This window comes from Apilactobacillus bombintestini, from assembly GCF_003627035.1.
Classification (GTDB): Bacteria; Bacillota; Bacilli; order Lactobacillales; family Lactobacillaceae; genus Apilactobacillus; species Apilactobacillus bombintestini.
In genome coordinates, this window is record NZ_CP032626.1 from 219,370 (window position 1) to 241,691 (window position 22,322).

Below are 22,322 nucleotides of genomic sequence, written 5' to 3' on the forward strand. Positions count from 1 at the left end.
ATAAAACCCAGTTGCGAAATCAACACAGAATGTTAGAATATATAGTGTTGTTTTTAATGAATAGACACTACATATTGTATGCATACATAAATAATTTCTATTAGTAGTGTTAATTTTTATACGAAAGGGTTTTTCACTGTGTCAGCATATTTTAAATTTTTAGCTCATCAATTAAAGGGTTGGCCACAACAAAATTATTACTTATTCTTCTTTAGTTTAGGTTGCCAAGTTATGACTTTAGTTAATGAACCAATCACTTGGTTATCAATTTTAACTTTCATCGGAACTACTTTAGGTGTTCTTTGTGTTCTAGCAATTAACGCTGCTAAATCCGTTAATGGTGTATTAGGTATTTTATCTGCTATTTGTTTCATTATCGTAGGTTTTTCTGCTAAGAACTTCCTAAGTATTGGTGAACAATTAGCATATGTAATTACACTAGATATTCCAGTATTAGTAAGTAAGAACTGGAATGTGAACATGGTTTCTAAGATCCGTAAGTTCACTGCTAAAAGTTGGGTGATTTCTATTGTATTTACCTTAGTAGTTTACTTAGTTTCTGGCTTTGCTATCCAAGCTTTAACTAACGAACCTCGTCCATTCTACGATGCCTTCAGTTTTGCTGTTTGTTTAACTGCCGGAATCATTTGTTTCCTACGTTACAACAACCAATACTTCTGGTGGTTAGCTTCTGGATTAGCACAAGTAGTGCTATGGTTCATTACTTTCCGTCAAGGTTCAGCTACTCTTGCTATGTTTGTAAATAGTGCGGTATACGTTGCTAACGATATTCTAGCTTTCACTATTTCACCATGGTTCAACGAACGTGAAAAGAAGCGCTTGATGAAAGAAGAACAAGCATACGCTGCCAAAGTAGAAAATTAACATTTTTAAATTATAAATAAAATAAGCTATCCATTTGGATAGCTTATTTTTTATGCTTTTTGATTGGTATCAATTAAGATTTTAATTCTAGAATCATTTAATTGGAATTTTTCGTGTATATCTAATGATTGATTAAATGTTATATCTTTGATTCCGTTTACTAAGATATTATTAATATCTTCGGCAGTAAATTGATCATTAAAGTAGTCCTTAGCTAATGCAGTCATAAATTCAGGAAGAGCATCTTCATTGAAGATGATTTGATTTTTATATACATCAAAAATCTTTTGTCCATAAGATGACGCTTCGTTCTCACGTAATTTACGTTCTTTTAATTCTAATGGACTTTTACCAGCTAACAATAGATAGGAAAGTTGGTCAGTATCATTTTTAATTAATTTATAGCAAGTAAATGATAATGAAGTATCTACATTTAAGCCACATACGTCATAGATTTCGGCACCTTCATCTACTAAGGTATAACCTTCTCCTAAAAATACTGATAATTGATTGTTTTCTTCAAATAAAGGTAGGTTAGCAGGTAAAAATTCATCAAAGGATTCTTGTTTAAAACCATGGTTAGAATTAAATTCACGAATCTTATCTAACTTTTGTTTACTTTCTTCAGTAGGAAACATTTGTACATTAGCATCATATTTATTTTCGATTTTATCGAAACTCATTTTTTTAAAAGTACCAATAGGGTTTTCTACTAAGGTATGAGATACAGCTTGACCGATTAAATAATCCACGGCAAAAATAGGATCGCCTAAATCTTTTTTATTCACAGTTTCATCTATCATTTTTTTAACGGGTCCATAGAAACGATCATTTTCGATAGTATTTTTGAAAGCACGTTCTAAGTAGTAATGTGCTTCTGCTATGTTTCCATTATTTAATAAGATTTTACCTAGATAGAAGTTAGCAGATACATAATCCGGATTATAAACTAATGCTTGTTGGAATAAATGGATTCCAGTGGGATCTAGGTTAGCTGCGGAATTGGTAAATAACATACCTAATTTAGTTAATACTTCGGAACGACTAGGCACAGAACCATTTAATTCTTCAGCAGTAATGGCGTTAGCTGGATATAAAGAAATAGCGGAGCTAAGTAAAGCAATAGTTTCATCACGTTTATCTGCTTCGGAACTCTTTAGTGCTAATTCCATAAATTTATTTAATTGTTTGGTATTATCTTTTCCCAAATCGAGTTCTTCCATAAATACAACTCCTGAAATATATTAGTTAGATATATTATAATAGATTTTAAAAAATAAAAAAACTTTACTATAATACAATAGTTGTGTAATATGTTTTATAAATTGGTGAAGGGGAGTCGATATTACGAGATTTTTAAAAAGATTAATGGCATTGCTAGTGCCACTAATAGCTATGTTAGCTACACCAGTGGTTAGTCATGCTGAATCGACTAATCCTACACCTACACGTGAATACGTGGTGGATGACTATGCACAAATTTTAGATGATACCACCAAACAGATGGTCATTAATCAAGAAAAACAATATCAAAAGACAGAAACTCATCCACAAATTGTGTTAATGACGGTTAAGTCTACTAATGATGAAAATATTGATAATTTTTCAGATGATGTATTAGAACATGCTCGTTGGAATATTGGTAAAAAAGGTCTCGACAATGGTGTTCTAATCTTATTTGCCCAAAATAATGGTAATAATAACGTTCGTATTAGTACGGGTTATGGAGTAGAAGATATCCTTCCGGATGCTACTACTAATCAAATTTTACAAGATAATAAAGGTTTATTGAAGTCCAGTAATCCAGAAGATGTAAATACGGGATTACGAAATGTTTTTCAACGAGTATCCACCGTTATTAATAAACGATACTTAAAGATGTCGTTAAATGAAGCTAGAAAAAAACAACAAACTAATAAAAATAAAAATACCATGATGGGGTTACTATTAGGAATTATAGCCGTTATTGTAGGTATCGGAGTGGTTATCTTCTTAATACGTCATAATAATGACGATGATAATCATCGTGGTGGTCCCGGCGGAGGACGTCGTGATTCTTCCGATGGATTCTGGTTAGGCGCCTTAGCAGGTAGTTTAATTGGTTCCAGTGGATCTATAGATAATTCATTTGGAGGTTTCGGCGATTCCGGAGGCTTCGGTGACGCTGGTGGCTTTGGTAGCTCCGGCGGAGGCGGTGACTTCGGAGGTGGCGGCTCCTCTATTTAAAAAGGAGATTACAATATGATTGAAAACAAACAATTTTATAAAAAAGGCTGGTTCATTTCACTAGCTGTAGTAGTGGTAGTGCTATTAGGATTAATTGGTGGCTTTATTAAATCATCTAATGGCATGGCTACTAGTGAACAGGGTGTGGAAGAACAATTAGGACAGGTACAAACAGTATTGCAACGTCGTGCTGATTTAATTCCTAATTTAGTGAACGCTGTTAAAGGTCAACAAAAACAAGAAAAATCGGTATATTCAGATATCGCACAGGCTAGAACTGAATATTACAATGCTAAGAATAAGTATAATAATTCCAATTCTGCTTCTGATAAAGTGAAAGCTTTAAGTTCTCAAGAACGTTCATTAAATGTTTTAGTTGGTTCTATTAAGGAAGCTTACCCTAACTTAGGATCTAACAGTAATATGCAAACATTAATGGTACAACTAGAAGGTAGTGAAAACCGTATTAGTGTGGAACGTAATCGTTACAATAAAGCAGCACGTGCTTACAATGATAAGTTAGTTAAATTCCCTGGTTCCGTAGTGGCAGGAATAACAGGTCATCATAAAGCTCATTACTTTACTGCTGATGATAATGCTCAAAAGACACCTAGCGTGAATTTTTAATATATAAGAAAAAATAAAAAGCGATTAGATAAATAGTCTAGTCGCTTTTTGTTATCTAGAGTTAATACTTGTTTAATGATACAATGGTTAATTGTTAATACATATAAGGAGTTAAGTTATGGCTAAAAAAATTAATCTTGAAAATTTGTATAAAATAATTAGAAGTAATATATTTATTGTTTGTATGTTTTCAATTATATCAGTGTTGAGCGGTCTTTATTTATTAAAATCACAAACATTTGGTTTTACTTATGATATCTATTTTCACTGGCAGAGAATCCAAGAAATTAAATCTTCCATAGGGACGGCAGGATTCTTTTCAGATGTTGCACTAAACCAATTTTTTCAAAGTGGATCAGCTGCCATGTCTATGTATCCAAAAATTAATATTATTCCTATGTCAATTATTGCATTGTTTGTAAAATCTTTTTTTAATCTAATTTATATTTCATTTATGCTTAGAAACTTTCTGGGGTTAATTATTGCGTATTTTGCTTGCTATACATTTAACAATAATAAGAAGATTAGTTTCTTGTTTTCACTTAGTTATACTATTTCTACCACTGTACTAGGCTTAAGTTTTCAAATAACTGATATTGGTATGACTTCATCACTAATTTATCTTCCAATGGTGTTATTTGGAACATTTATGTTGATAAATAATTATAAATGGAAAGAATTAGCTATTGGAATTAGTGCAATAAGTCTTTGCCACGTAATAACAGCAGTTATGTCCGCTTTAATGGTTCTATTTTTCATAATTGCTAATTATGGAAAGTTAAGAGATAAAAAAGTGACACTGTCTATTTTTAAAGCAATTGTAATTGCTCTTTTAATAAGCAGCATATATTGGCTTCCCTTTTCACAATTAATGTCCAATAATGTTGTTACTATGCCATATACAACTCCTGCATTAGTGGGAACTGACATCAATACATGGCTATTACCTACTTTTAATAATACTGTAAACCAATATATTACAATTTTTGCGGTGATTGGGTTTATTTTATCTATTGTTAGATTCAAAGTTTTATCTAAATATTCTAAACAAATTTTTTTATTGGCTATTTTAGTATTGTTTATTGGAAGTTCTTTTTTTCCTTGGAATTATTTAACGCATACCTTTCTAGCTGATACTTTTCAATCCACGTGGAGAGTGTATATAGTTCCGCAACTATTATTAAGTTATCTTTTTGCTGAAGAAACAGTTCAATTATGCAAAAATAAGAAAGAAAACCATATATATTTATTTTCAATAACTATTATAATTATGTTAGCTCAAATTGTTGGGCAAAGAAATCTTGTAGATTATGGTAGATCTACACCGCTTAATTATCAGTCTATAACACGTTTATATACAGACTACCTTCCTCAAAATTCTATGAGTGCTTTTAATGATATGAATAGTCATTCGATAGTCTATAACAATAAAAAAACTACGACTAGATTGCTTGGAAATGGTAAATTTGCATTTAAGTTAGATAAATCTACCAAATCATTAAAGATGCCATTCTTAATTTACAATGATATTGATTATCAAGTTAAAGTTGATGATAAGAATGCTAAGTTCCATTCAGATAATCATTCTCAATTAACGCTAGGACATATAAATAAAGGAAAACATACTGTACAAGTAATTGTACACAAGTCTTGGTATGATTATCTTTCATATATTTTAAGTGCATTAGGAGTTATTATTTTGGGGTTTGCATGGATTAGATCATTGATATTAAAACGTAAAAATAAATAATAAATAAAAAGCGTTGAACATTAAGTTCAGCGCTTTTCTTTTACAATTATTTAATAATATCGACAGGTTCTTTAACATTTTTAGCGTGAATACGAGTTAAGTTTAATCGTTTATACTTCTTATCAATTACAGAGTTCTTGGTGTAATCATCTTGTCTTACTACACGTAACCATTGGTTGTTAGATTTATTCTTTAATAGTGGGAATGCATCTATACTAGTTACGGTAATAGTTTTATGTGGCTTGATAGGTTCATTGTTCCAACTTTCGTCGAAAGCATTCAACTTAGCTTGTTGGTTAAAATGCTTGCTAGAGTAAGCAGAAGAGTAGGCTAGAGGTTCAGTAAACATTTTAGTTTTACCGTGTACCTTGGCCATCATAACTAACTTAGTATTATTTACGATTTGACCCGCAGTGATCATTTTATTGGTCTTATTAGTAGCCTTGAAGCTGTACATAATCATATTAGAATGCTTTTTAGTATGGTTGTCATAACTACGGCCACGATAAGATTTGTAAAAAGTAATGGTACCCTTCTTAGTAATTAATTGAGTTTGATTCTTTTGATTAGCTAACTTTACCTTTTCGGTAGGCGTAACTGTGGATGCTCTCTTTAGCGCAGTCTTTTTAGAATGTACTGAACAAGCACTCAAAGTAACAATGGATATTAAAGTAATCGCTAGAATAGATATTTTTTTCATAAGACGCCTCCATATTCTTTTCTATAGTTTAATTTTAGCACTTTAATTATCATAAAAGTAACTAAAATAACCGTCCTTTGATTAAAGAACGGTTATTTATTAATTATGATGTTTTTTAACTTGAAAAATGATAAATCCAATAGCAGCGCCTATGATAGCTGGTAAAACCCAGTCCATACCTATGGATGCAAAGGGTAGGAGGTGTTGTTCCCAATTAATAATACTATGCAACCAAGCAATGTTTTTAACCACTGGAGGCAATGCTGCTAGCATATCAAAGAAAGCAGGAACTAAAGTAAAAATAATCGTCCAAAGGTACACATTGCGATCTTTGTCAATTAAGGGGGAGAATAGTCCTAATAAAATTAAAACAATAGCGAAAGGATACAAGAACATTAATACTGGAGTAGACCAAGTAATAATTAAGTTCAAACCTTCGTTAGCGATAATAAATGATATTAGACAATTAAAACCTAACCATTGATGATACGAAAATTTAGGAAAATGATTATGAAAATCTTGGGCAAAGGCAGCTACTAAACCTACAGCAGTAGTCACACAAGTTAGTGTCATTAAAGTGGCTAATAAGGCATGACCAGTAACCCCTAAGTAATGTCCCATGAATTGGTTGAAAGTAGTTCCACCTTCATCGGTACTAATCTTAAATAGATTTAATGAAGTGGCACCAATCCAAATTAAAATAATATAGATAATACCTACTAATGCTTCCGATATTAATCCTGCACGAGCAGTAACTTTGGCGTTAGATTTTGCTGAAGTCTTACCTAGTGCATTAACAGCGGATACCACGGTAACTCCGAAAGCCAATCCAGCTAAGGCATCCATAGTGTTATAACCTTGTAGAAAACCATTAAAGAATGATTGGTGATGATAAGCTGCAGTGACAGGTTGTAGAGCAGCTTGTCCCATAGGATGTAGAAAAGCTAATAAAAAGGATAAAAATAGTAATGCTAAAAATAAGGGATTTAAGATTTTACCTAAATTATTGATAATGCTAGAAGTTTGGTATGACAAGTAGTAAGTAGCAATAAAGAATAGTGCGGTAAAAATAAGCATAGCTAGTTTTACATAGTGACTAGGAATAAAAGGTTGAATACCTACAGTAAAGTTAACGCTAGCCGTTCTAGGAGTGGCAAATAAAGGTCCTAAAGTAGAATGTACTAGGACTAAGAAAATAATAGCAAAAGCGCCACCTAGTGGCTTAGCAATATCATAAACACCTTTAGATTTAGAAATACTAATGGCTAACACGGATAGTAAGGGTAGTAATACTCCTGATACTAAAAAGCCTAAAGTTGCAGGTATCCAGTTAGCACCGGATAATTGACCTAAATGTAATGGGAAAATTAAATTACCTGCACCAAAAAATAGGGCAAATAACATTGATCCAATAATTAGATATTGGCGAATAGATAACGGTTTATTATTAATGTCTTTAATTTCATCAGACATGATGATTCCTCCTTTAAATTTCGTAAGTTGAGATGAAACCGGGTGTTAATTACTCACGACATTTTTCATGCAATCATCATCTCCTTTTTTAACCATAAAAAAACACCCTTGATTCATATTGAACCAAGGGTGCAAGAAACACGGTACCACCTTAATTGCCAAAAACGTAGTTTGACCACTTCACGTACTAAAAATACGCTAACACAATAATGGGTGTACCCAATATACGTTACTCTCGTTAGATTTCGGTATATAGCTCCAAAGATACTTTCACTATATTATGGATATCTCATTTGCAGAAACCAGAGACTCTCTTAAACTCATAGTATAGCTACTCTGCTTTTTCATAGCTTTTATAATTGAATTATTACTAGAAAAATATATCAGTAAAAAAATAGAAAGTCAAATAAATTATTTAAGACCGTTTAACTGATCCATGGAGAGGTTATGATTGTCTACTAGTTCGGGATGACTATTAGCGTAGACAAATTCTTTAATAGGCTGATCAGTAGGGACACTAGTGTATATCTTAAAGTCATTAAACTTCTTAGCGTTGCTAGTTACCATAACGGAGTAGGATTGTTGATCATTAACTTTTAAAGTAGCTGGCCAATAGGTATTCATGGCATATAGAGAACGAATATATACAGCGTTGGTATTGCCATATCTTTGCATAACTAATGGTCCTGGTCCAGAAACTGGGTCAGTGGGATGATCTCCTCTAAATAGGTAATCTTGAACTACAATTTTAGGTTGGTTACCGTAGTACCAGTTACCATAAAAATCTTTTGTAATAGGTTTGAAATTACCACGGACGGTTAGTGGCAATTTAGCTTTATTTATTTTCTTGCTGTTTTTATGTTTTTTATGAATCTTTTTTACTTTCATACTACTTCTACTAGATGATGAACTAGAAAAAGTGCTAGTAGATTGGATAATTTTTTCAGATTTATTAGATGATGAATTTGAACTAGATGAAAGCCCAGTACTTTGGGGAATGGTAGAAGAATAGAAAAATTGTTTAGCAGTGATTCCTAAAACTATGACTACTAGTACAGTAATGATAGTTATAATAGTTTTTTTTGTACTTCATATTAAACACATCCTTTTCTATAAACAACATTAGACTATATTATCATTTTGTCAAAAATAAAAAAGAGATAATTAATAAATTAGTTCTTTTTCAGATTTTATGGTGAAGTGTATGCAAGACTATGATAAGATTACTCATGAGTGATTATTAGGGCATGATTAACTCAATTATATAATAATGAAACTTATTATATAACTATGACAAGAGTTCCTTTTAGTAAGGACTCTTTTTTATTATCATATAATAGAGTTTGAATTATTTTATATTTTTGATTAGATTCATAATAGTAATGTCTTGATTTAGGGAGTGTTATAATATTACTATACTTACAACCATTTAATAAATGGATAAATGTCAATTTGTAAAGTATAAGTACAAGGAGATAATTAAGACATGAAAGTTGATAATTATGTACCAAAAGAGAAACGTAAAGAAGTTTCTGAAAGACGTATTCGTAATCTAAAGATTATGAGTAAGGTGGCTATTTTTACGTCATCGCTAATGTATATTGCATACATTCCACAAATCATGCAAAACTTTGCAGGGGATCCCGTTAGTCCTATTCAACCACTAGTAGCTACTATTAATGCTACTTTATGGACTTTATATGGTTGGTTTAAGACTTATAAAGACTGGCCTTTGATTATTTCTAATGTTCCTGGAGTAATCTTTGGCATTTTAACTTTAATTACAGTCTACATTCACTAATAAAATGTCATTGGAAAGCAGATCTTTAAAAGGTCTGTTTTTTTATTTGCAAATTAGAACGTTTGTTCGTATAATATATTTTATAGAAAGGAGGAACTACCGTGGATTATTCTAAGGAACCACATGGGGTATTTATGGTGATTGATAATAAGTCGTTTTATGCCAGTGTAGAGTGCATTCAACTAGGGTTGAATCCACTTACGGCTAGCTTGGTAGTAATGTCAGATCAAGACAACACCAACGGTGGATTGATATTAGCATCCTCACCAATGGCGAAGAAAAGGTTTCATATTACTAACGTCACACGTAAGCGTGATTTACCTTGGGATGATTCATTAATCGTAGTTCCTCCTCGCATGAATTTATATATTCAAAAAAATATGGCAATTAATAAGATTTTTCATGAATTCGTCGATGAGGACCATTGCTTTGCTTATTCTATCGATGAATCTATCTTGGATTTAACACATTCGTGGAAATTGTTTGGCAATAGTCCTGCTGAAGTAGCTAGAAAAATCCAAAAGACCGTTCGGAAACGCTTAGGTTTATATACTACGGTAGGAATTGGTGAGAATCCTACACAGGCTAAGTTAGCGCTAGATTTATTTGCTAAACATAACCATGATTTAGTAGGACAACTTAGTTATGATAATTTCACAAAAAATGTGTGGGACATAGAACCTATTAGCAAAATCTGGAGTATTGGAAAACATACTGAAGCCAATCTAGCTAAATTAGGTATTCATAATTTAAGAGAATTAGCACACACCAATCCTTATCAATTAAAAGCTCATTTAGGCGTTATTGGCTTTCAATTGTTTGCACTAGCATGGGGAATTGATCGAGCTCAATTAGATCAAAAAGTACCCGTACGAGATAAAGGATTGTCCAATTCGCAAGTTCTACCACGTGATTATTCCGATAGACGTGAACTAGAAGTAGTTATTACTGAAATTGCCGAACAAGTGGCATCTCGATTACGCCACAGAAGGAAGCAAACTAGCTGTGTTCATTTATACTTAGGGTTTTCTTATGTAGAGAGCACAGAGAAGGGGGAACGTTCTAGTGTTTCACATGAAACGAAGGTTACTACTACCTCTGATAATCGTGAATTGGTGGGTACTGTGTTAGATTTGTTCCATAAATATTGGCATGGTGAAAAGATTAGAAATATCGGGGTGTCGTATACCCGACTAAGCAATAGCAATACCCAACAATTAGATTTATTTGCAGATACTGAAAAAGAAATTAAAAAATCAAAATTAGACCACGTTGCTGATCAAATAAGAGATAAATATGGTGCTACTTCTGTTTTCAAAGCACATAGCTTAGAAAAAGGTGCTACTATGTTGAATCGTGCTGGATTAGTGGGTGGTCATAATGGAGGAAATGCTTATGACTAATGAACAAACTGCACAATTGATATTAGAGCGTGCTTTACCATTGTTTAAACGAGAATTAAATGTGCAATATCGTTTTAAAGTAGTGCTTGATCATTTCGATGAACAATTTAATTTTTATATGATTAGATATAAACCTGGTCACATTACTAGAGTGACTCCACTCCATCACGTAAGAAGTAGTTGGATTGCAGATTTAGAAGAAATTTTAGATAGGATTAACCAACAATTAAAACTAACGGTAGTATTTGCTGGCTTTGAAGGCATTAAGTGGAATAGTAAGAATACTTATATTCAACGTCCGAAAAGAGATGCTAGCTAATGCTCGACCATAATATTAATAATGAAATGGTACAAAATTTCTTTGATTATTATTATCATGATCGAGGGATGATAAAATGGCAAGGGTTTATGTTATCCGATCATGTTAGTGTTATTCGAAAAGAAAAGCGTTCATTGGTTGATGATAGTTTCTCTTATATGAATAAGAAAGAGATTTTTCACACGCTTATTAATAAAGGAAAACATCATCAAGTAGCATTAATTACCTATCTAGATGGAGATGGTGAAAAGCAGAGTGTGCAAGGTAACGTACAGATTTTAGAAGATGATGTAGTCCAAATCTTAGATGATACTTCAGAATTAAAATTATCCATAAATAAAATATTGATTGTAGAGTAGGGCAACTGTAGATGATAGCAGTTGCTCTTTTTATTTATAGTGAACCGTTAGCTCTGGTATAATGAAGTTAATTATTGAAGAGGTGTGATTAAAGAATGAATAAAAAGGCCAAGATAACTTTAAGCCTATTTTTATTGTCGATAGTTTACATGCTATTTTTTATGCATCCTACTATTTGGCGTGATGAAAGCTTTACTATGGCATTGATTAGCCATAATTATGGTAATATTATTCGTTTGGATGCGTTAGATGTGCATCCGCCTTTGTACTATATACTATTGAAATTTTTCTTAAACATTACGACTTTTTGGACCACATCCTTATTTACTAAAGTAATTTTTGCACGACTATTTTCCTATTTACTAGCCATTGGTACGTTCGTGGTTCTATCTAAAACAGTTAAAAATATGGGAGCTCCTGGTGGAAATGCCATCCAATGGGCTGGTTTTTTCCTAGCACCTAGTGTGATGCGCTATTCTACGCAACTTCGTATGTATGCTTTAGCTGCATTATTATTAGCATTATTGTTTAATCAATTGCAGCACTATGATAATTCGCATAAAGTAGGACATATCTTTCTATCCGTATTATTTGCGTCACTAGCATCTTATACGCATTATTTTGCGGCGATAGCAGCTGGTTGGCTGTTACTACTATACTTTATTAAATTTCAATTTAATAAGTATGATGGACACACTATTATCCGAGCTATCGAAATATTTTTAATAATGTTTACTCCCTGGGGAGTAGTGGCATTCTTGCAAATGAATCGCATTTCTTCTAACTATTGGATTCCCGCAGTTAGTTGGGATACAGTTCGTGGTAATTTTATTAACTTATTTACCGATGTATTTGGATCAGATACTAGTCAATGGTATGCTATAGCACTTATTGCTATTGCTATTTATCCTATTATTTGGGCATATCGTAACATGTCAGATAAATTTAAAAGTGCATTAACCATTTTGTTATCTGTATATGTATTAACTACCATTAGTGGGATTATTATCTCGTTATTATTGCGTCCTATTTATATTGCTAGATATGCTTATCCTATCTACTCGCTACTAATATTCTTTATTATGGTAATTGTATCTAATATGTCTAAGAAACCCGTGAATCATTTAAGCAATACTTTTAGCGTTTCGTTATTGTTTAGTGCATTAGTAGTGATAATTGGTATTAATGTAGGTTTTCTAGGTAGCAATCAATTTATGAATTATGATTTACCTACTGCTTCTCTAGCTAGTTCAGTACAAGATTATCAGGAAAATACTAATCAAGTAATTAATATAAATTCTAAACAAAATGTAAATACTATTATTGAAAAAATGGTGTACATTAAGTACATGAATAAACAAGTTAAAATAAATAATTTTAATACGGGACATGTTACCGGAAGTGATAACCAGGCTTTATTTAATGGTGTTTTCGACAATGTAATAGTTAATAATAAATGATAATGATGTTTATATTTGTAGTAAATGTTCATTATTTGTGTTATTTTGATGTATAATAAATCGTGTTATACATAATTGAGATAAAAAGAAAGAGTGATTATTTTGAATAACGATGATCAAAACTTAAGTCGTGTAGCTAGAAACAACCGCAAGAATCCAAAAAAACATATGAAAACTTGGAAAAAAGTAGTTTTATGGATTATTGCTATTTTAATTGTTATTTTAGGTGGTACCGCATTTGCTGCATACCACAATGCTAAAAATGTAGCTAATGAAGTATATCAATCTTCAGGTGCAAAATCCGAACGTGATGCTTCTCAAATATTAAAAGATAACAAACCAGTATCTATTTTATTTATGGGTACCGATACAGATTTTCAAGGTAGATCATATAAGGGTAGAAGTGATAGTATGATGATTCTTACTTTGAATCCTAAGACTAACACTACTACTATGGTAAGTATTCCTCGTGATATGAAAGTAAACTTACCTGACTTTCCACAATACTCACCATCTAAAATTAATGCTGCTTATACTTATGGTGGACCTAAAGAAGCTATTAACTCTTTGCAAAATCACTTTAAGTTCCCTATTGATTATTACATTACTTTAAGCCTCGGTGGCTTGAAAAAAGCTATTGATCAAGTAGGAGGGGTAGATGTAGTATCTCCATTAACTTTTGATAGTAATGGAGAACATTATCAAAAAGGTCAACTAGAACATATGGATGGAACTAAAGCAATGTGGTTCTCACAAATGAGATATGATGATCCAGCTGGAGATTATGGTCGTCAAGCTAGACAACGTTTAGTATTAACCGCTTTAATGAAGAAAGCTATTTCATATAAGACAGTATTGAATACTGGATTTTTAAATTCTATTTCTCATAACTTAAAAACTAATTTGACTATGAGTGATATGACTCAACTAGCTTTGCATTATCGTAATGCAAACCAAAATATTAAGAATGATTATGCTCATGGTACTGGTCAAATGCTAGACGGTGTGTCATTCCAAGATGTATCTGGTGCTGAACAACAAAGAATTTCTGATGTATTAAACAATAGTTTAAAGTAATTACTTTAAAGGCGTGATTTATTTAATTTACGCCTTTTTTAGTACCTTTTTTTATACATATGTTAATGATATAATAAAAAAGTATTTTAGTATTAATACATATTTAAGAAAAGCTATGTTTAAAATATTTTTATATTAAAAAATTTCATTGGACAAGGGGATGCCATTAACTTTGGAAAGAATGGATGATAATTCCGTGAATAATGACAGGTTTTATTTATTTGTTAAGCGAGTATTTGACATAATAATTAGCTTATTTGGTTTAATTATTACACTACCAGTTACTATACCAGTAATAATTGCCATTAAGTTAGAAGATGGTGGACCTATTTTTTACACGCAAACCCGTGTTGGAAAAGATGGAGACCACTTCGCTATCTTTAAATTTAGATCAATGATTACTAATGCAGATGCTAAAAAGAAAGAATTACAAGAGTTAAATGAAATTGATGGTGCTATGTTTAAAATGTCTGAAGATCCACGAGTAACTAAAGTGGGTAAATTTATTAGAAAACATAGTATTGATGAATTGCCACAACTTATTAATGTTTTAATAGGGGACATGGCTTTAGTAGGACCTCGTCCACCATTGACAGAAGAAGTTGCCAAGTACACAAATCACGATTTAAAAAGATTAATGGTTAAACCGGGATGTACTGGATTATGGCAAGTAAGTGGAAGAAATTCTTTAAGTTTTGCCGAAATGGTAGATCTAGATTTAAATTATATAGAACATGCAAGTTTCCTATTAGATTGTAAAATTTGCATAAAGACCGTTTGGATTATGATATGTCCTAATGATGCTTATTGATGGAGGATTAAATGGATACGAAGGTTTATATTGTAAGTCATAAAAAAGTTAATTTGCCTAAAATGAATGGTTATCAACCTATTCAGGTGGGAATGAACAAGGAAGATTTTCCTGGATATATTAGGGATAATACTAAAGAAAATATCTCTAGTAAAAATGCTAATTATTGTGAATTAACTGCCCAATATTGGATTTGGAAGAACACTAATAGTGATGTAAAAGGGTTAGTACACTATAGAAGATTTTTGGAAAATAATTTTTTGAATTTAACGCAAAACAGCAAATTTAAACATATCGTCACCGATGAGGAAATAGAAAATTATTTGAATGAATACGATTTACTTCTTCCAAAAAAGCGTAATTATTTTATTGAAACACTTTATTCTCACTATATTCATTCTCATAAAAAAGAAGGATTAGATGTTACTAGAGAAGTAATTGCTAATTCATTTCCTGAATATTTAAATTCATATGATGCAGTTTTAAATAGGAAAACCGCTCATATGTTTAATATGATTATTGCCAAGAAGGATGTTTTTGATGAATATTCTGCTTGGCTATTTGATGTACTGGGACAAGTAGAAAGTAAGTTGGATATATCTGACTGGAATCAAAGCGAAGCTAGGGTTTACGGATACATCAGTGAATTACTTTTAGATGTATGGTTAGATCAACATAACGATTTAAAATATAAGGAACTACCAGTAGGGTTTATAGGTAATCAACACTGGTTTAAAAAGATTTTCAATTTTATATACAGAAAATTAAAAAAGTGAGGATGATTAAAATGCCCAAAATATCCGTTATTATGCCAGTATATAATGAAGATATCGATGATTTAGATGAAAGTATTGATTCTATTTTAAAACAGACATATAAGGATTTTGAATATATAATTATTGATGATAATCCCGAAAATAATCAAATTAAGGAATTCTTAAATAAAAAAGCTAAAGAAGACAATAGAATTAGAATTATTTTTAACGATAAAAACTTAAAGTTATCAAAAACAGAAAATAAAGCTATAGAGTTGGCAAAAGGATCATTTATAGCAAGAATGGATGCAGATGATATAGCAAGGAAAGATAGACTGGAAAGTCAATTATCTTTTGTTATGGAAAATAACCTTGACTTTACTTATTCTAATTTTTCAATCATAAATAATGATGGAGATTTAACTAGAAAATATACTTATAGTAAGAATGATAGAGTTAGCCAAAAAATTATTAAAATGCTCATGTCACACAGAAATGTTGCTATAGGACCTGTCTTCTTTTTCAAGAAAGAAGTTTTTAATAAGTTACGTGGATATAGAATTATGAATAGTGAAGACTATGATTTTGTATCTAGGGCACTTATATATGGATTTAAAGTTGGATATCAAGGGAAGCCATTAATATTAAAGCGTTTGAGAATGGATAGTATAAGTTTCGATACTCTATATGATCAATATATATTGATTCAAACCATTGGTAATTTTTTGAGAAAAAATAATTATGAGAAAATTATTCCAATTGAATTGTTGAATGAAAAATTAAACAATATCAGTGAACATGAGAAAAATAAATTTAATAAATTTGCTAATGCCAGATATACTTTCAATGATCATAAAACATTAAAAAATTTTGTAAAAATTATTATATCAATTATTTTTTCTATAACAGTACTTCGTTATTGTGTATGGTCAATTTTTAATAAAGTTATTGACTAGAAGTATTATATTTTATTTTGACAAAATCATTATAGGAGGTTTTACATATGAAAGATCACCTAAATACAGCTATTAAAGAAAAAATGATGTTTTTTTTAATCTTTGTTTGTTCTACTATTTTAATTTTACAAACAGATACTGTATACATTGATCATTATCAGTTCCTTATTAAAATATTTAAGTTTTTATTTTTATTAATATCGCTTTTATCAATACTTCTATTTATACCAAAAATAAAGAATGATAAAAAAATAAGAAATTTCATTATTATTTTTTCGTTACTAGTTGTTATATTTTTATCGATAAATTCATATATATATAAATTTAAAGTTAATAGTTTTTTGACATTCTTGTTTATGCCGTTAATTTATATATTGTATTTTTATTTCTCTGAATTGGAAAACAATAATCATATTTTCATGAAAACTATTGAAAAAATTATAGTATTTATTGCGTGTATCTCAATGATTTTTTGGATTTTATCGAATATAGGTATACCCTTTAATTCAAGTTTATCATCAGAATGGGGGGCCTTACCAAATCAAGTAAGAGAATTACCAGGATATTTTTACGTTCATTTTGTGACGCAACAATCTAATTTAAGTAGCATACATCTTATTAGAAATAGTAGTTTTTTCTCTGAAGCTCCTATTTATTCATATGTTTTATCAATAGGTCTTCTTATAAAACTGTTTGTTCTAGAGTGTAAGAAAAATGATTGGGAAATGTATATTTTATTGATAACTATATTATCTACTATGTCGATTACTGGGATTATTGTTGCTATGCTATCGTTAAGTTACTATTACTTTGTTATTTATAATATTAACTTATTATCAACCTTAAAAAAACGTAAGGGAGTTTATGCTTTTGCAACAATTATTATATTATTATTTTTAGTTTTGTATGAAAAATTTATTAAATCAGATCATTCACCACTATCATCACCTAGTATAAGAGCTGATGACTTTAAAGCTGGTTTTATGACTTTTATCCACCATCCTCTTGTAGGGAGTGGATTAGATAATACAAACGCTATTGTTCAGAATATGAATAAAGATAGATATGGTTTTAATATTGGTATTTCCACGGGATTCATAGAAGCATTAGCATATGGGGGGATTTATTTAATATCTTTTTACATTGTTCCAACTCTCATGTCATTTAAATGTTCCAAAAAAACCTTTGGATTAGGTGTTTTCACATTTATATTGTTTATATTAACTACTGTTTATTCATTATATATTTATCTAGTATTATTATCTTATTTGTTTGCCACTTATTTAAAAAAGGAGAATGTTCACATTGAATTATCTAGTAGTTGGATCAGGACTGTTTGGAGCCACCTTCGCTTACGAAGCAGCCAAAAGGGGTAACCATGTTACAGTAATTGAAAAAAGAAATCATATTGCTGGTAACATTTATACCAAAGAAATTGATGGAATTAATGTACACATGTACGGTGCTCATATTTTTCATACTAGTATGAAAAACATTTGGGACTATGTTAATCAATTTGCTGAATTTAACAATTATATTAACAGCCCAGTTGCTAACTATAATGGTGAAATGTATAACTTGCCATTTAATATGAATACTTTTAATAAGCTATGGGGTGTCAAAACTCCTGCAGAAGCACAACAAAAAATTGAAGAACAAAAGAATGAATTAGATTTTCCAGAAAAGCCTAATAATCTCGAAGAACAAGCTTTGTCACTAGCTGGTACTGATATCTATGAAAAATTAATTAAGGGATACACTGAAAAGCAATGGGGTCGTTCAGCTAAGGACCTTCCATCATTTATTATTCGTAGACTACCATTTAGATTTACTTACAATAACAACTACTTCAATGACCGATATCAAGGTATTCCCATTGGTGGATACACTCAGATTATTGAAAAAATGTTATCAAGTGACTTAGTTGACGTTAAATTGAATACAGATTTCTTTGCTAAGAAAGATGAATATTTAAATGCTGGTTACGACAAGATTATTTTTACTGGTATGATTGATCAATTTTTTAATTATCAATTAGGTGAACTAGAATATCGTAGTTTGCGTTTTAAAACTGAAGAAAAAGATGTTGACAACTACCAAGGAAATGCGGTAGTTAACTATACTGATGCTGAAACTCCATATACTAGAGTGATTGAACATAAGCATTTTGAATTTGGTAAAGGGGATAAAGGTAAAACTATTATCACTCATGAATACCCACAAAACTGGAATCGTGATAAGGAACCTTACTATCCAGTTAACAATCAAAAAAACAAAGAATTATATAAGCAATATGTTGATTTAGCTAAAAAAGAAGCTGGCAATGTTGTATTTGGAGGTCGTTTAGGACAATACCGTTATTACAACATGGATCAAACAATTATGGCAGCGTTGCAATTAGTAAAGCAAGAATTTGGTGAATAAGATTGAAGATGAATAAAAAAATATTATTTATAGGAATGACAACTAACCATGGTGGCCTTGAAACTTTCATGATGAATATTTTCAGAAAATTAAATGGAGATGGATATGAATTTGAATTTGTGAAAGAATTTTCCGAAGAGAAAATAGCATATGAAAAAGAAATATTAAAAAATGATGGTGTTGTAAGAACGGTTCCTGTTCGAGATTATGATGGAGAAATTATCAAAAAGTTTTTTATGATGAAAAAATTAACACATGATTTTTTTAAGCAACATCATGATTATGATGCAGTTCATATAAATGGATTGTCTACCAATAGAGTCATGTTTTGGGTAAACGAAGCACAAAAATATGGATTAAAAGTGATAGTTCATTCACATATGGATAGAGATGTTTTTGAAACAATTAATGGACGCTTGTTTACTACTTTTTTAAAGAAAAGTATCTATAAAACATTTGCTAAAATTAATAAATTAAAGTTAGAAAAAAATAATAATATAATAAAATTTGCAGCAAGTAAAAATGCGGGTATACATTTTTTTGGAAATAGTGATTTTAGTGTAATTAATAATGGGATTAATGTGGATAAATTTGAATTTTCATATAAAAAAAAGAAAAATGCAATGAGCGATTTAAATATTTCAGAATCGTGTAAGATAATTATGACAGTTGCTAAAATTGATTATCAAAAGAATTATCCTAAAATAATCAATGTATTTAATCAAATTAAGGCATTAAATTCTAGAGTTAAACTAGTTATTGTTGGAAATGGTGATGAATATCCAAACATTTTAAGATTAGTAAAAAAATACGGATTAGAAAATGATGTTATTTTTCTTGGTATAAGAAATGATGTAGATGTTTTACTAAGCGCAGCAGATTTAATATTAATGCCTTCAATAGTGGAAGCTTTTCCATTTGCTCTAGTAGAATCCCAAGCAGCCGGTGTTCCTGGACTTGTTTCAGAAGGAGTTGTTCCATTGGATGAAAACATAACTGGAGAATTAACTTATTATTCTTTAGATGAAGATGATGTAAGTTGGGCAAAGGTTGCATTGAATATATTGGATAGTGATATCAATGAAGAAAAGAAGTTAAAGATGTATAAAGATGTTCATGATTCTAAATATAATTTAAATAATTCTATAAGAGAAATAAAAAAAATATATGATAGATAGTTTAATTAATCTAGAAAATGCATACTTAGCTTTTAATTTAGTATAGGAGGATTATTATTTCATGAAAATAAGTGCAGTTGTTGTTACCTATAATAGAATAAATTGCTTAAAAAAGTGTTTACAATGTTTGGAAAAACAAACATATCCCTTATCAAACATTATTATTGTAAATAATAATAGTGATGATGGGACAACTGAATATCTTAGTACTTTAACAAATGATTTGTATAAGATTAAGAATTTATCAGAGAATGTTGGAGGAGCTGGTGGATTTAGCATAGGAACCAAGTATGCATTTGAACATACTGACTCGGATTATTTTTGGGTTATGGACGATGATACATATCCTACCAGCTCTTCTTTAGAAGAATTGGTAGCATCTGTTAAAGAAAAAGATGGACATTTTGGATTTTTATCAAGTAATGTACAGTATAGTAATGGCGGTGGTGCAAACTGTCCAGAAGCTTCAAAAGATTGGAATAAATGTATTGATCAATCTTTGATTAAAGTGGATATTGCTTCTTTTGTATCACTCTTATACTCTAGAGATACCGTAAGGAAAGTAGGACTTCCTGTAGCAGAGATGTTTATTTGGGGAGACGACTTTGAATATACTAGCAGGATAAATAATAAACTGGGAACCGAATCATTTTTCGTTATCAAGAGCTTGGTTCATCATGATAGCAATAATATGAAAGTTACCATCTATGATTGTCCTTTAAATATGCTATCAAGATATAAATTAATGTATAGAAATAATATTTATGCGATGAAACATAATTTTCCAAAATATAATTTTGTTCGTAAAATGTTATCTGATACATTGTTATTATTTTTAGTATTATGTAAGGCTGATAATAATAAATGTAAAAGATTTATGACAGTTCTTAAGGGAATTTTAAGTGGGATTTTCTTTAATCCAAAGATAAAATTTCCAAATTTAAATAATAACTATAAAGACAACAATTAATATTCATTTAAAAAAGGAGAATGTTCACATTGAATTATCTAGTAGTTGGATCAGGACTGTTTGGAGCCACTTTCGCTTACGAAGCAGCCAAAAGGGGTAATCATATTACTGTGATTGAAAAAAGAAATCATATTGCTGGTAACATTTATACCAAAGAAATTGATGGAATTAATGTACACATGTACGGTGCTCATATTTTTCATACTAGTATGAAAAACATTTGGGACTATGTTAATCAATTTGCTGAATTTAACAATTATATTAACAGCCCAGTTGCTAACTATAATGGTGAAATGTATAACTTGCCATTTAATATGAATACTTTTAATAAGCTATGGGGTGTCAAAACTCCTGCAGAAGCACAACAAAAAATTGAAGAACAAAAGAATGAATTAGATCTTCCAGAAAAGCCTAATAATCTCGAAGAACAAGCTTTGTCACTAGCTGGTACTGATATCTATGAAAAATTAATTAAGGGATACACTGAAAAGCAATGGGGTCGTTCAGCTAAGGACCTTCCATCATTTATTATTCGTAGACTACCATTTAGATTTACTTACAATAACAACTACTTCAATGACCGATATCAAGGTATTCCCATTGGTGGATACACTCAGATTATTGAAAAAATGTTATCAAGTGACTTAGTTGACGTTAAATTGAATACAGATTTCTTTGCTAAGAAAGATGAATATTTAAATGCTGGTTACGACAAGATTATTTTTACTGGTATGATTGATCAATTTTTTAATTATCAATTAGGTGAACTAGAATATCGTAGTTTGCGTTTTAAAACTGAAGAAAAAGATGTTGACAACTACCAAGGAAATGCGGTAGTTAACTATACTGATGCTGAAACTCCATATACTAGAGTGATTGAACATAAGCATTTTGAATTTGGTAAAGGGGATAAAGGTAAAACTATTATCACTCATGAATACCCACAAAACTGGAATCGTGATAAGGAACCTTACTATCCAGTTAACAATCAAAAAAACAAAGAATTATATAAGCAATATGTTGATTTAGCTAAAAAAGAAGCTGGCAATGTTGTATTTGGAGGTCGTTTAGGACAATACCGTTATTACAACATGGATCAAACAATTATGGCAGCGTTGCAATTAGTAAAACAAGAATTTGGTGAATAA

General features: G+C 30.6%; 22 protein-coding genes and 1 other annotated feature. Of the genes, 18 read left to right on the forward strand and 4 right to left on the reverse strand.

What is annotated here, in order from left to right; all coding sequences use genetic code 11:
- The first annotated feature begins 138 nt into the window (after positions 1–138).
- Complete coding sequence (gene pnuC / locus D7I45_RS00985; protein WP_120783937.1) at positions 139–885, forward strand: nicotinamide riboside transporter PnuC; 747 nt, start codon at positions 139–141, stop codon at positions 883–885.
- 50 nt (positions 886–935) lie between these two features.
- Here pnuC and D7I45_RS00990 read toward each other — a convergent pair whose 3' ends face one another.
- Positions 936–2,108: a tetratricopeptide repeat protein gene (locus tag D7I45_RS00990; protein ID WP_120783938.1), complete on the reverse strand. Its 1,173-nt coding sequence runs from the start codon at positions 2,106–2,108 to the stop codon at positions 936–938.
- Between the two features lie 145 nt (positions 2,109–2,253).
- Here D7I45_RS00990 and D7I45_RS00995 point away from each other — a divergent pair, with 145 nt between their 5' ends.
- From D7I45_RS00995 to D7I45_RS01005, 3 genes are all read left to right on the forward strand, one after another.
- Positions 2,254–3,111, forward strand: a complete 858-nt coding sequence (locus D7I45_RS00995) for a TPM domain-containing protein (RefSeq protein ID WP_120783939.1) — start codon at positions 2,254–2,256, stop codon at positions 3,109–3,111.
- Between the two features lie 15 nt (positions 3,112–3,126).
- Positions 3,127–3,738 carry a LemA family protein gene (locus D7I45_RS01000; protein WP_120783940.1) on the forward strand — a complete coding sequence of 204 codons (612 nt, stop codon included), beginning with the start codon at positions 3,127–3,129 and terminating at the stop codon, positions 3,736–3,738.
- A gap of 118 nt (positions 3,739–3,856) precedes the next feature.
- Complete coding sequence (locus tag D7I45_RS01005) at positions 3,857–5,488, forward strand: glycosyltransferase family protein (protein ID WP_120783941.1); 1,632 nt, start codon at positions 3,857–3,859, stop codon at positions 5,486–5,488.
- 46 nt (positions 5,489–5,534) lie between these two features.
- Here D7I45_RS01005 and D7I45_RS01010 read toward each other — a convergent pair whose 3' ends face one another.
- The 3 genes from D7I45_RS01010 to D7I45_RS01020 form a co-directional block, all read right to left on the reverse strand.
- Complete coding sequence (locus tag D7I45_RS01010) at positions 5,535–6,188, reverse strand: hypothetical protein (RefSeq protein WP_120783942.1); 654 nt, start codon at positions 6,186–6,188, stop codon at positions 5,535–5,537.
- 99 nt (positions 6,189–6,287) lie between these two features.
- Positions 6,288–7,661: a branched-chain amino acid transport system II carrier protein gene (gene brnQ, locus D7I45_RS01015; protein WP_120783943.1), complete on the reverse strand. Its 1,374-nt coding sequence runs from the start codon at positions 7,659–7,661 to the stop codon at positions 6,288–6,290.
- A 122-nt stretch (positions 7,662–7,783) separates the two neighbouring features.
- Positions 7,784–8,018: a binding site (T-box leader), on the reverse strand.
- 54 nt (positions 8,019–8,072) lie between these two features.
- Positions 8,073–8,549: a hypothetical protein gene (locus D7I45_RS01020; protein ID WP_120783944.1), complete on the reverse strand. Its 477-nt coding sequence runs from the start codon at positions 8,547–8,549 to the stop codon at positions 8,073–8,075.
- A 598-nt stretch (positions 8,550–9,147) separates the two neighbouring features.
- On the opposite strand from D7I45_RS01020, the gene D7I45_RS01025 reads away from it, so the two are divergent.
- The 14 genes from D7I45_RS01025 (at position 9,148) to glf (D7I45_RS01085) (ending at position 22,322) form a co-directional block, all read left to right on the forward strand.
- Positions 9,148–9,462: a SemiSWEET family transporter gene (locus D7I45_RS01025; RefSeq protein WP_120783945.1), complete on the forward strand. Its 315-nt coding sequence runs from the start codon at positions 9,148–9,150 to the stop codon at positions 9,460–9,462.
- 101 nt (positions 9,463–9,563) lie between these two features.
- Complete coding sequence (locus tag D7I45_RS01030; RefSeq protein WP_120783946.1) at positions 9,564–10,865, forward strand: Y-family DNA polymerase; 1,302 nt, start codon at positions 9,564–9,566, stop codon at positions 10,863–10,865.
- A complete protein-coding gene (locus tag D7I45_RS01035; protein WP_120783947.1) occupies positions 10,858–11,184 on the forward strand; it encodes a hypothetical protein in 327 nt (108 codons plus the stop codon). The genes D7I45_RS01030 and D7I45_RS01035 overlap by 8 nt, the downstream gene beginning before the upstream one ends.
- Before the next feature lie 26 nt (positions 11,185–11,210).
- Positions 11,211–11,543, forward strand: a complete 333-nt coding sequence (locus D7I45_RS01040; RefSeq protein WP_162924040.1) for a hypothetical protein — start codon at positions 11,211–11,213, stop codon at positions 11,541–11,543.
- A 95-nt stretch (positions 11,544–11,638) separates the two neighbouring features.
- A complete protein-coding gene (locus D7I45_RS01045; protein ID WP_120783949.1) occupies positions 11,639–13,003 on the forward strand; it encodes a hypothetical protein in 1,365 nt (454 codons plus the stop codon).
- Between the two features lie 99 nt (positions 13,004–13,102).
- On the forward strand, positions 13,103–14,080 hold the full coding sequence (locus D7I45_RS01050; RefSeq protein WP_422664728.1) for an LCP family glycopolymer transferase: 978 nt from the start codon (positions 13,103–13,105) through the stop codon (positions 14,078–14,080).
- 160 nt (positions 14,081–14,240) lie between these two features.
- On the forward strand, positions 14,241–14,891 hold the full coding sequence (locus tag D7I45_RS01055) for a sugar transferase (RefSeq protein WP_120783950.1): 651 nt from the start codon (positions 14,241–14,243) through the stop codon (positions 14,889–14,891).
- 11 nt (positions 14,892–14,902) lie between these two features.
- Positions 14,903–15,667 carry a DUF4422 domain-containing protein gene (locus D7I45_RS01060; RefSeq protein ID WP_120783951.1) on the forward strand — a complete coding sequence of 255 codons (765 nt, stop codon included), beginning with the start codon at positions 14,903–14,905 and terminating at the stop codon, positions 15,665–15,667.
- Between the two features lie 11 nt (positions 15,668–15,678).
- Positions 15,679–16,602, forward strand: coding sequence for a glycosyltransferase (locus D7I45_RS01065; RefSeq protein ID WP_277949256.1), 924 nt, complete (start codon positions 15,679–15,681; stop codon positions 16,600–16,602).
- Positions 16,603–16,649: 47 nt separating this feature from the next.
- Positions 16,650–17,978 (forward strand): O-antigen ligase family protein, encoded by a 1,329-nt coding sequence (locus D7I45_RS06195; RefSeq protein WP_162924059.1) that lies wholly within the window; start codon positions 16,650–16,652, stop codon positions 17,976–17,978.
- Complete coding sequence (gene glf / locus D7I45_RS01070) at positions 17,899–19,026, forward strand: UDP-galactopyranose mutase (RefSeq protein ID WP_120783953.1); 1,128 nt, start codon at positions 17,899–17,901, stop codon at positions 19,024–19,026. Before D7I45_RS06195 ends, glf (D7I45_RS01070) begins: the two co-directional genes overlap by 80 nt.
- 8 nt (positions 19,027–19,034) lie before the next feature.
- Entirely contained in the window at positions 19,035–20,204 is a 1,170-nt protein-coding gene (locus D7I45_RS01075) for a glycosyltransferase (RefSeq protein ID WP_242446915.1), read from the forward strand.
- A gap of 61 nt (positions 20,205–20,265) precedes the next feature.
- Entirely contained in the window at positions 20,266–21,174 is a 909-nt protein-coding gene (locus D7I45_RS01080) for a glycosyltransferase family 2 protein (protein ID WP_120783955.1), read from the forward strand.
- Between the two features lie 20 nt (positions 21,175–21,194).
- Positions 21,195–22,322 carry a UDP-galactopyranose mutase gene (gene glf, locus D7I45_RS01085; RefSeq protein WP_120783956.1) on the forward strand — a complete coding sequence of 376 codons (1,128 nt, stop codon included), beginning with the start codon at positions 21,195–21,197 and terminating at the stop codon, positions 22,320–22,322.

Bases quoted from the DNA above. Each gene is read 5' to 3' on its own strand.
- D7I45_RS00990 (WP_120783938.1), bottom strand. From the start codon at position 2,108: ATGGAAGAACTCGATTTGGGAAAAGATAATACCAAACAATTAAATAAA.
- D7I45_RS00995 (WP_120783939.1), top strand. From the start codon at position 2,254: ATGGCATTGCTAGTGCCACTAATAGCTATGTTAGCTACACCAGTGGTT.
- D7I45_RS01000 (WP_120783940.1), top strand. From the start codon at position 3,127: ATGATTGAAAACAAACAATTTTATAAAAAAGGCTGGTTCATTTCACTA.
- D7I45_RS01005 (WP_120783941.1), top strand. From the start codon at position 3,857: ATGGCTAAAAAAATTAATCTTGAAAATTTGTATAAAATAATTAGAAGT.
- D7I45_RS01010 (WP_120783942.1), bottom strand. From the start codon at position 6,188: ATGAAAAAAATATCTATTCTAGCGATTACTTTAATATCCATTGTTACT.
- brnQ (WP_120783943.1), bottom strand. From the start codon at position 7,661: ATGTCTGATGAAATTAAAGACATTAATAATAAACCGTTATCTATTCGC.
- D7I45_RS01020 (WP_120783944.1), bottom strand. From the start codon at position 8,549: ATGAAAGTAAAAAAGATTCATAAAAAACATAAAAACAGCAAGAAAATA.
- D7I45_RS01025 (WP_120783945.1), top strand. From the start codon at position 9,148: ATGAAAGTTGATAATTATGTACCAAAAGAGAAACGTAAAGAAGTTTCT.
- D7I45_RS01035 (WP_120783947.1), top strand. From the start codon at position 10,858: ATGACTAATGAACAAACTGCACAATTGATATTAGAGCGTGCTTTACCA.
- D7I45_RS01040 (WP_162924040.1), top strand. From the start codon at position 11,211: ATGGTACAAAATTTCTTTGATTATTATTATCATGATCGAGGGATGATA.
- D7I45_RS01045 (WP_120783949.1), top strand. From the start codon at position 11,639: ATGAATAAAAAGGCCAAGATAACTTTAAGCCTATTTTTATTGTCGATA.
- D7I45_RS01055 (WP_120783950.1), top strand. From the start codon at position 14,241: ATGCCATTAACTTTGGAAAGAATGGATGATAATTCCGTGAATAATGAC.
- D7I45_RS01060 (WP_120783951.1), top strand. From the start codon at position 14,903: ATGGATACGAAGGTTTATATTGTAAGTCATAAAAAAGTTAATTTGCCT.
- D7I45_RS01065 (WP_277949256.1), top strand. From the start codon at position 15,679: ATGCCCAAAATATCCGTTATTATGCCAGTATATAATGAAGATATCGAT.
- D7I45_RS06195 (WP_162924059.1), top strand. From the start codon at position 16,650: ATGAAAGATCACCTAAATACAGCTATTAAAGAAAAAATGATGTTTTTT.
- glf (WP_120783953.1), top strand. From the start codon at position 17,899: ATGTTCACATTGAATTATCTAGTAGTTGGATCAGGACTGTTTGGAGCC.
- D7I45_RS01075 (WP_242446915.1), top strand. From the start codon at position 19,035: ATGAATAAAAAAATATTATTTATAGGAATGACAACTAACCATGGTGGC.
- D7I45_RS01080 (WP_120783955.1), top strand. From the start codon at position 20,266: ATGAAAATAAGTGCAGTTGTTGTTACCTATAATAGAATAAATTGCTTA.
- glf (WP_120783956.1), top strand. From the start codon at position 21,195: ATGTTCACATTGAATTATCTAGTAGTTGGATCAGGACTGTTTGGAGCC.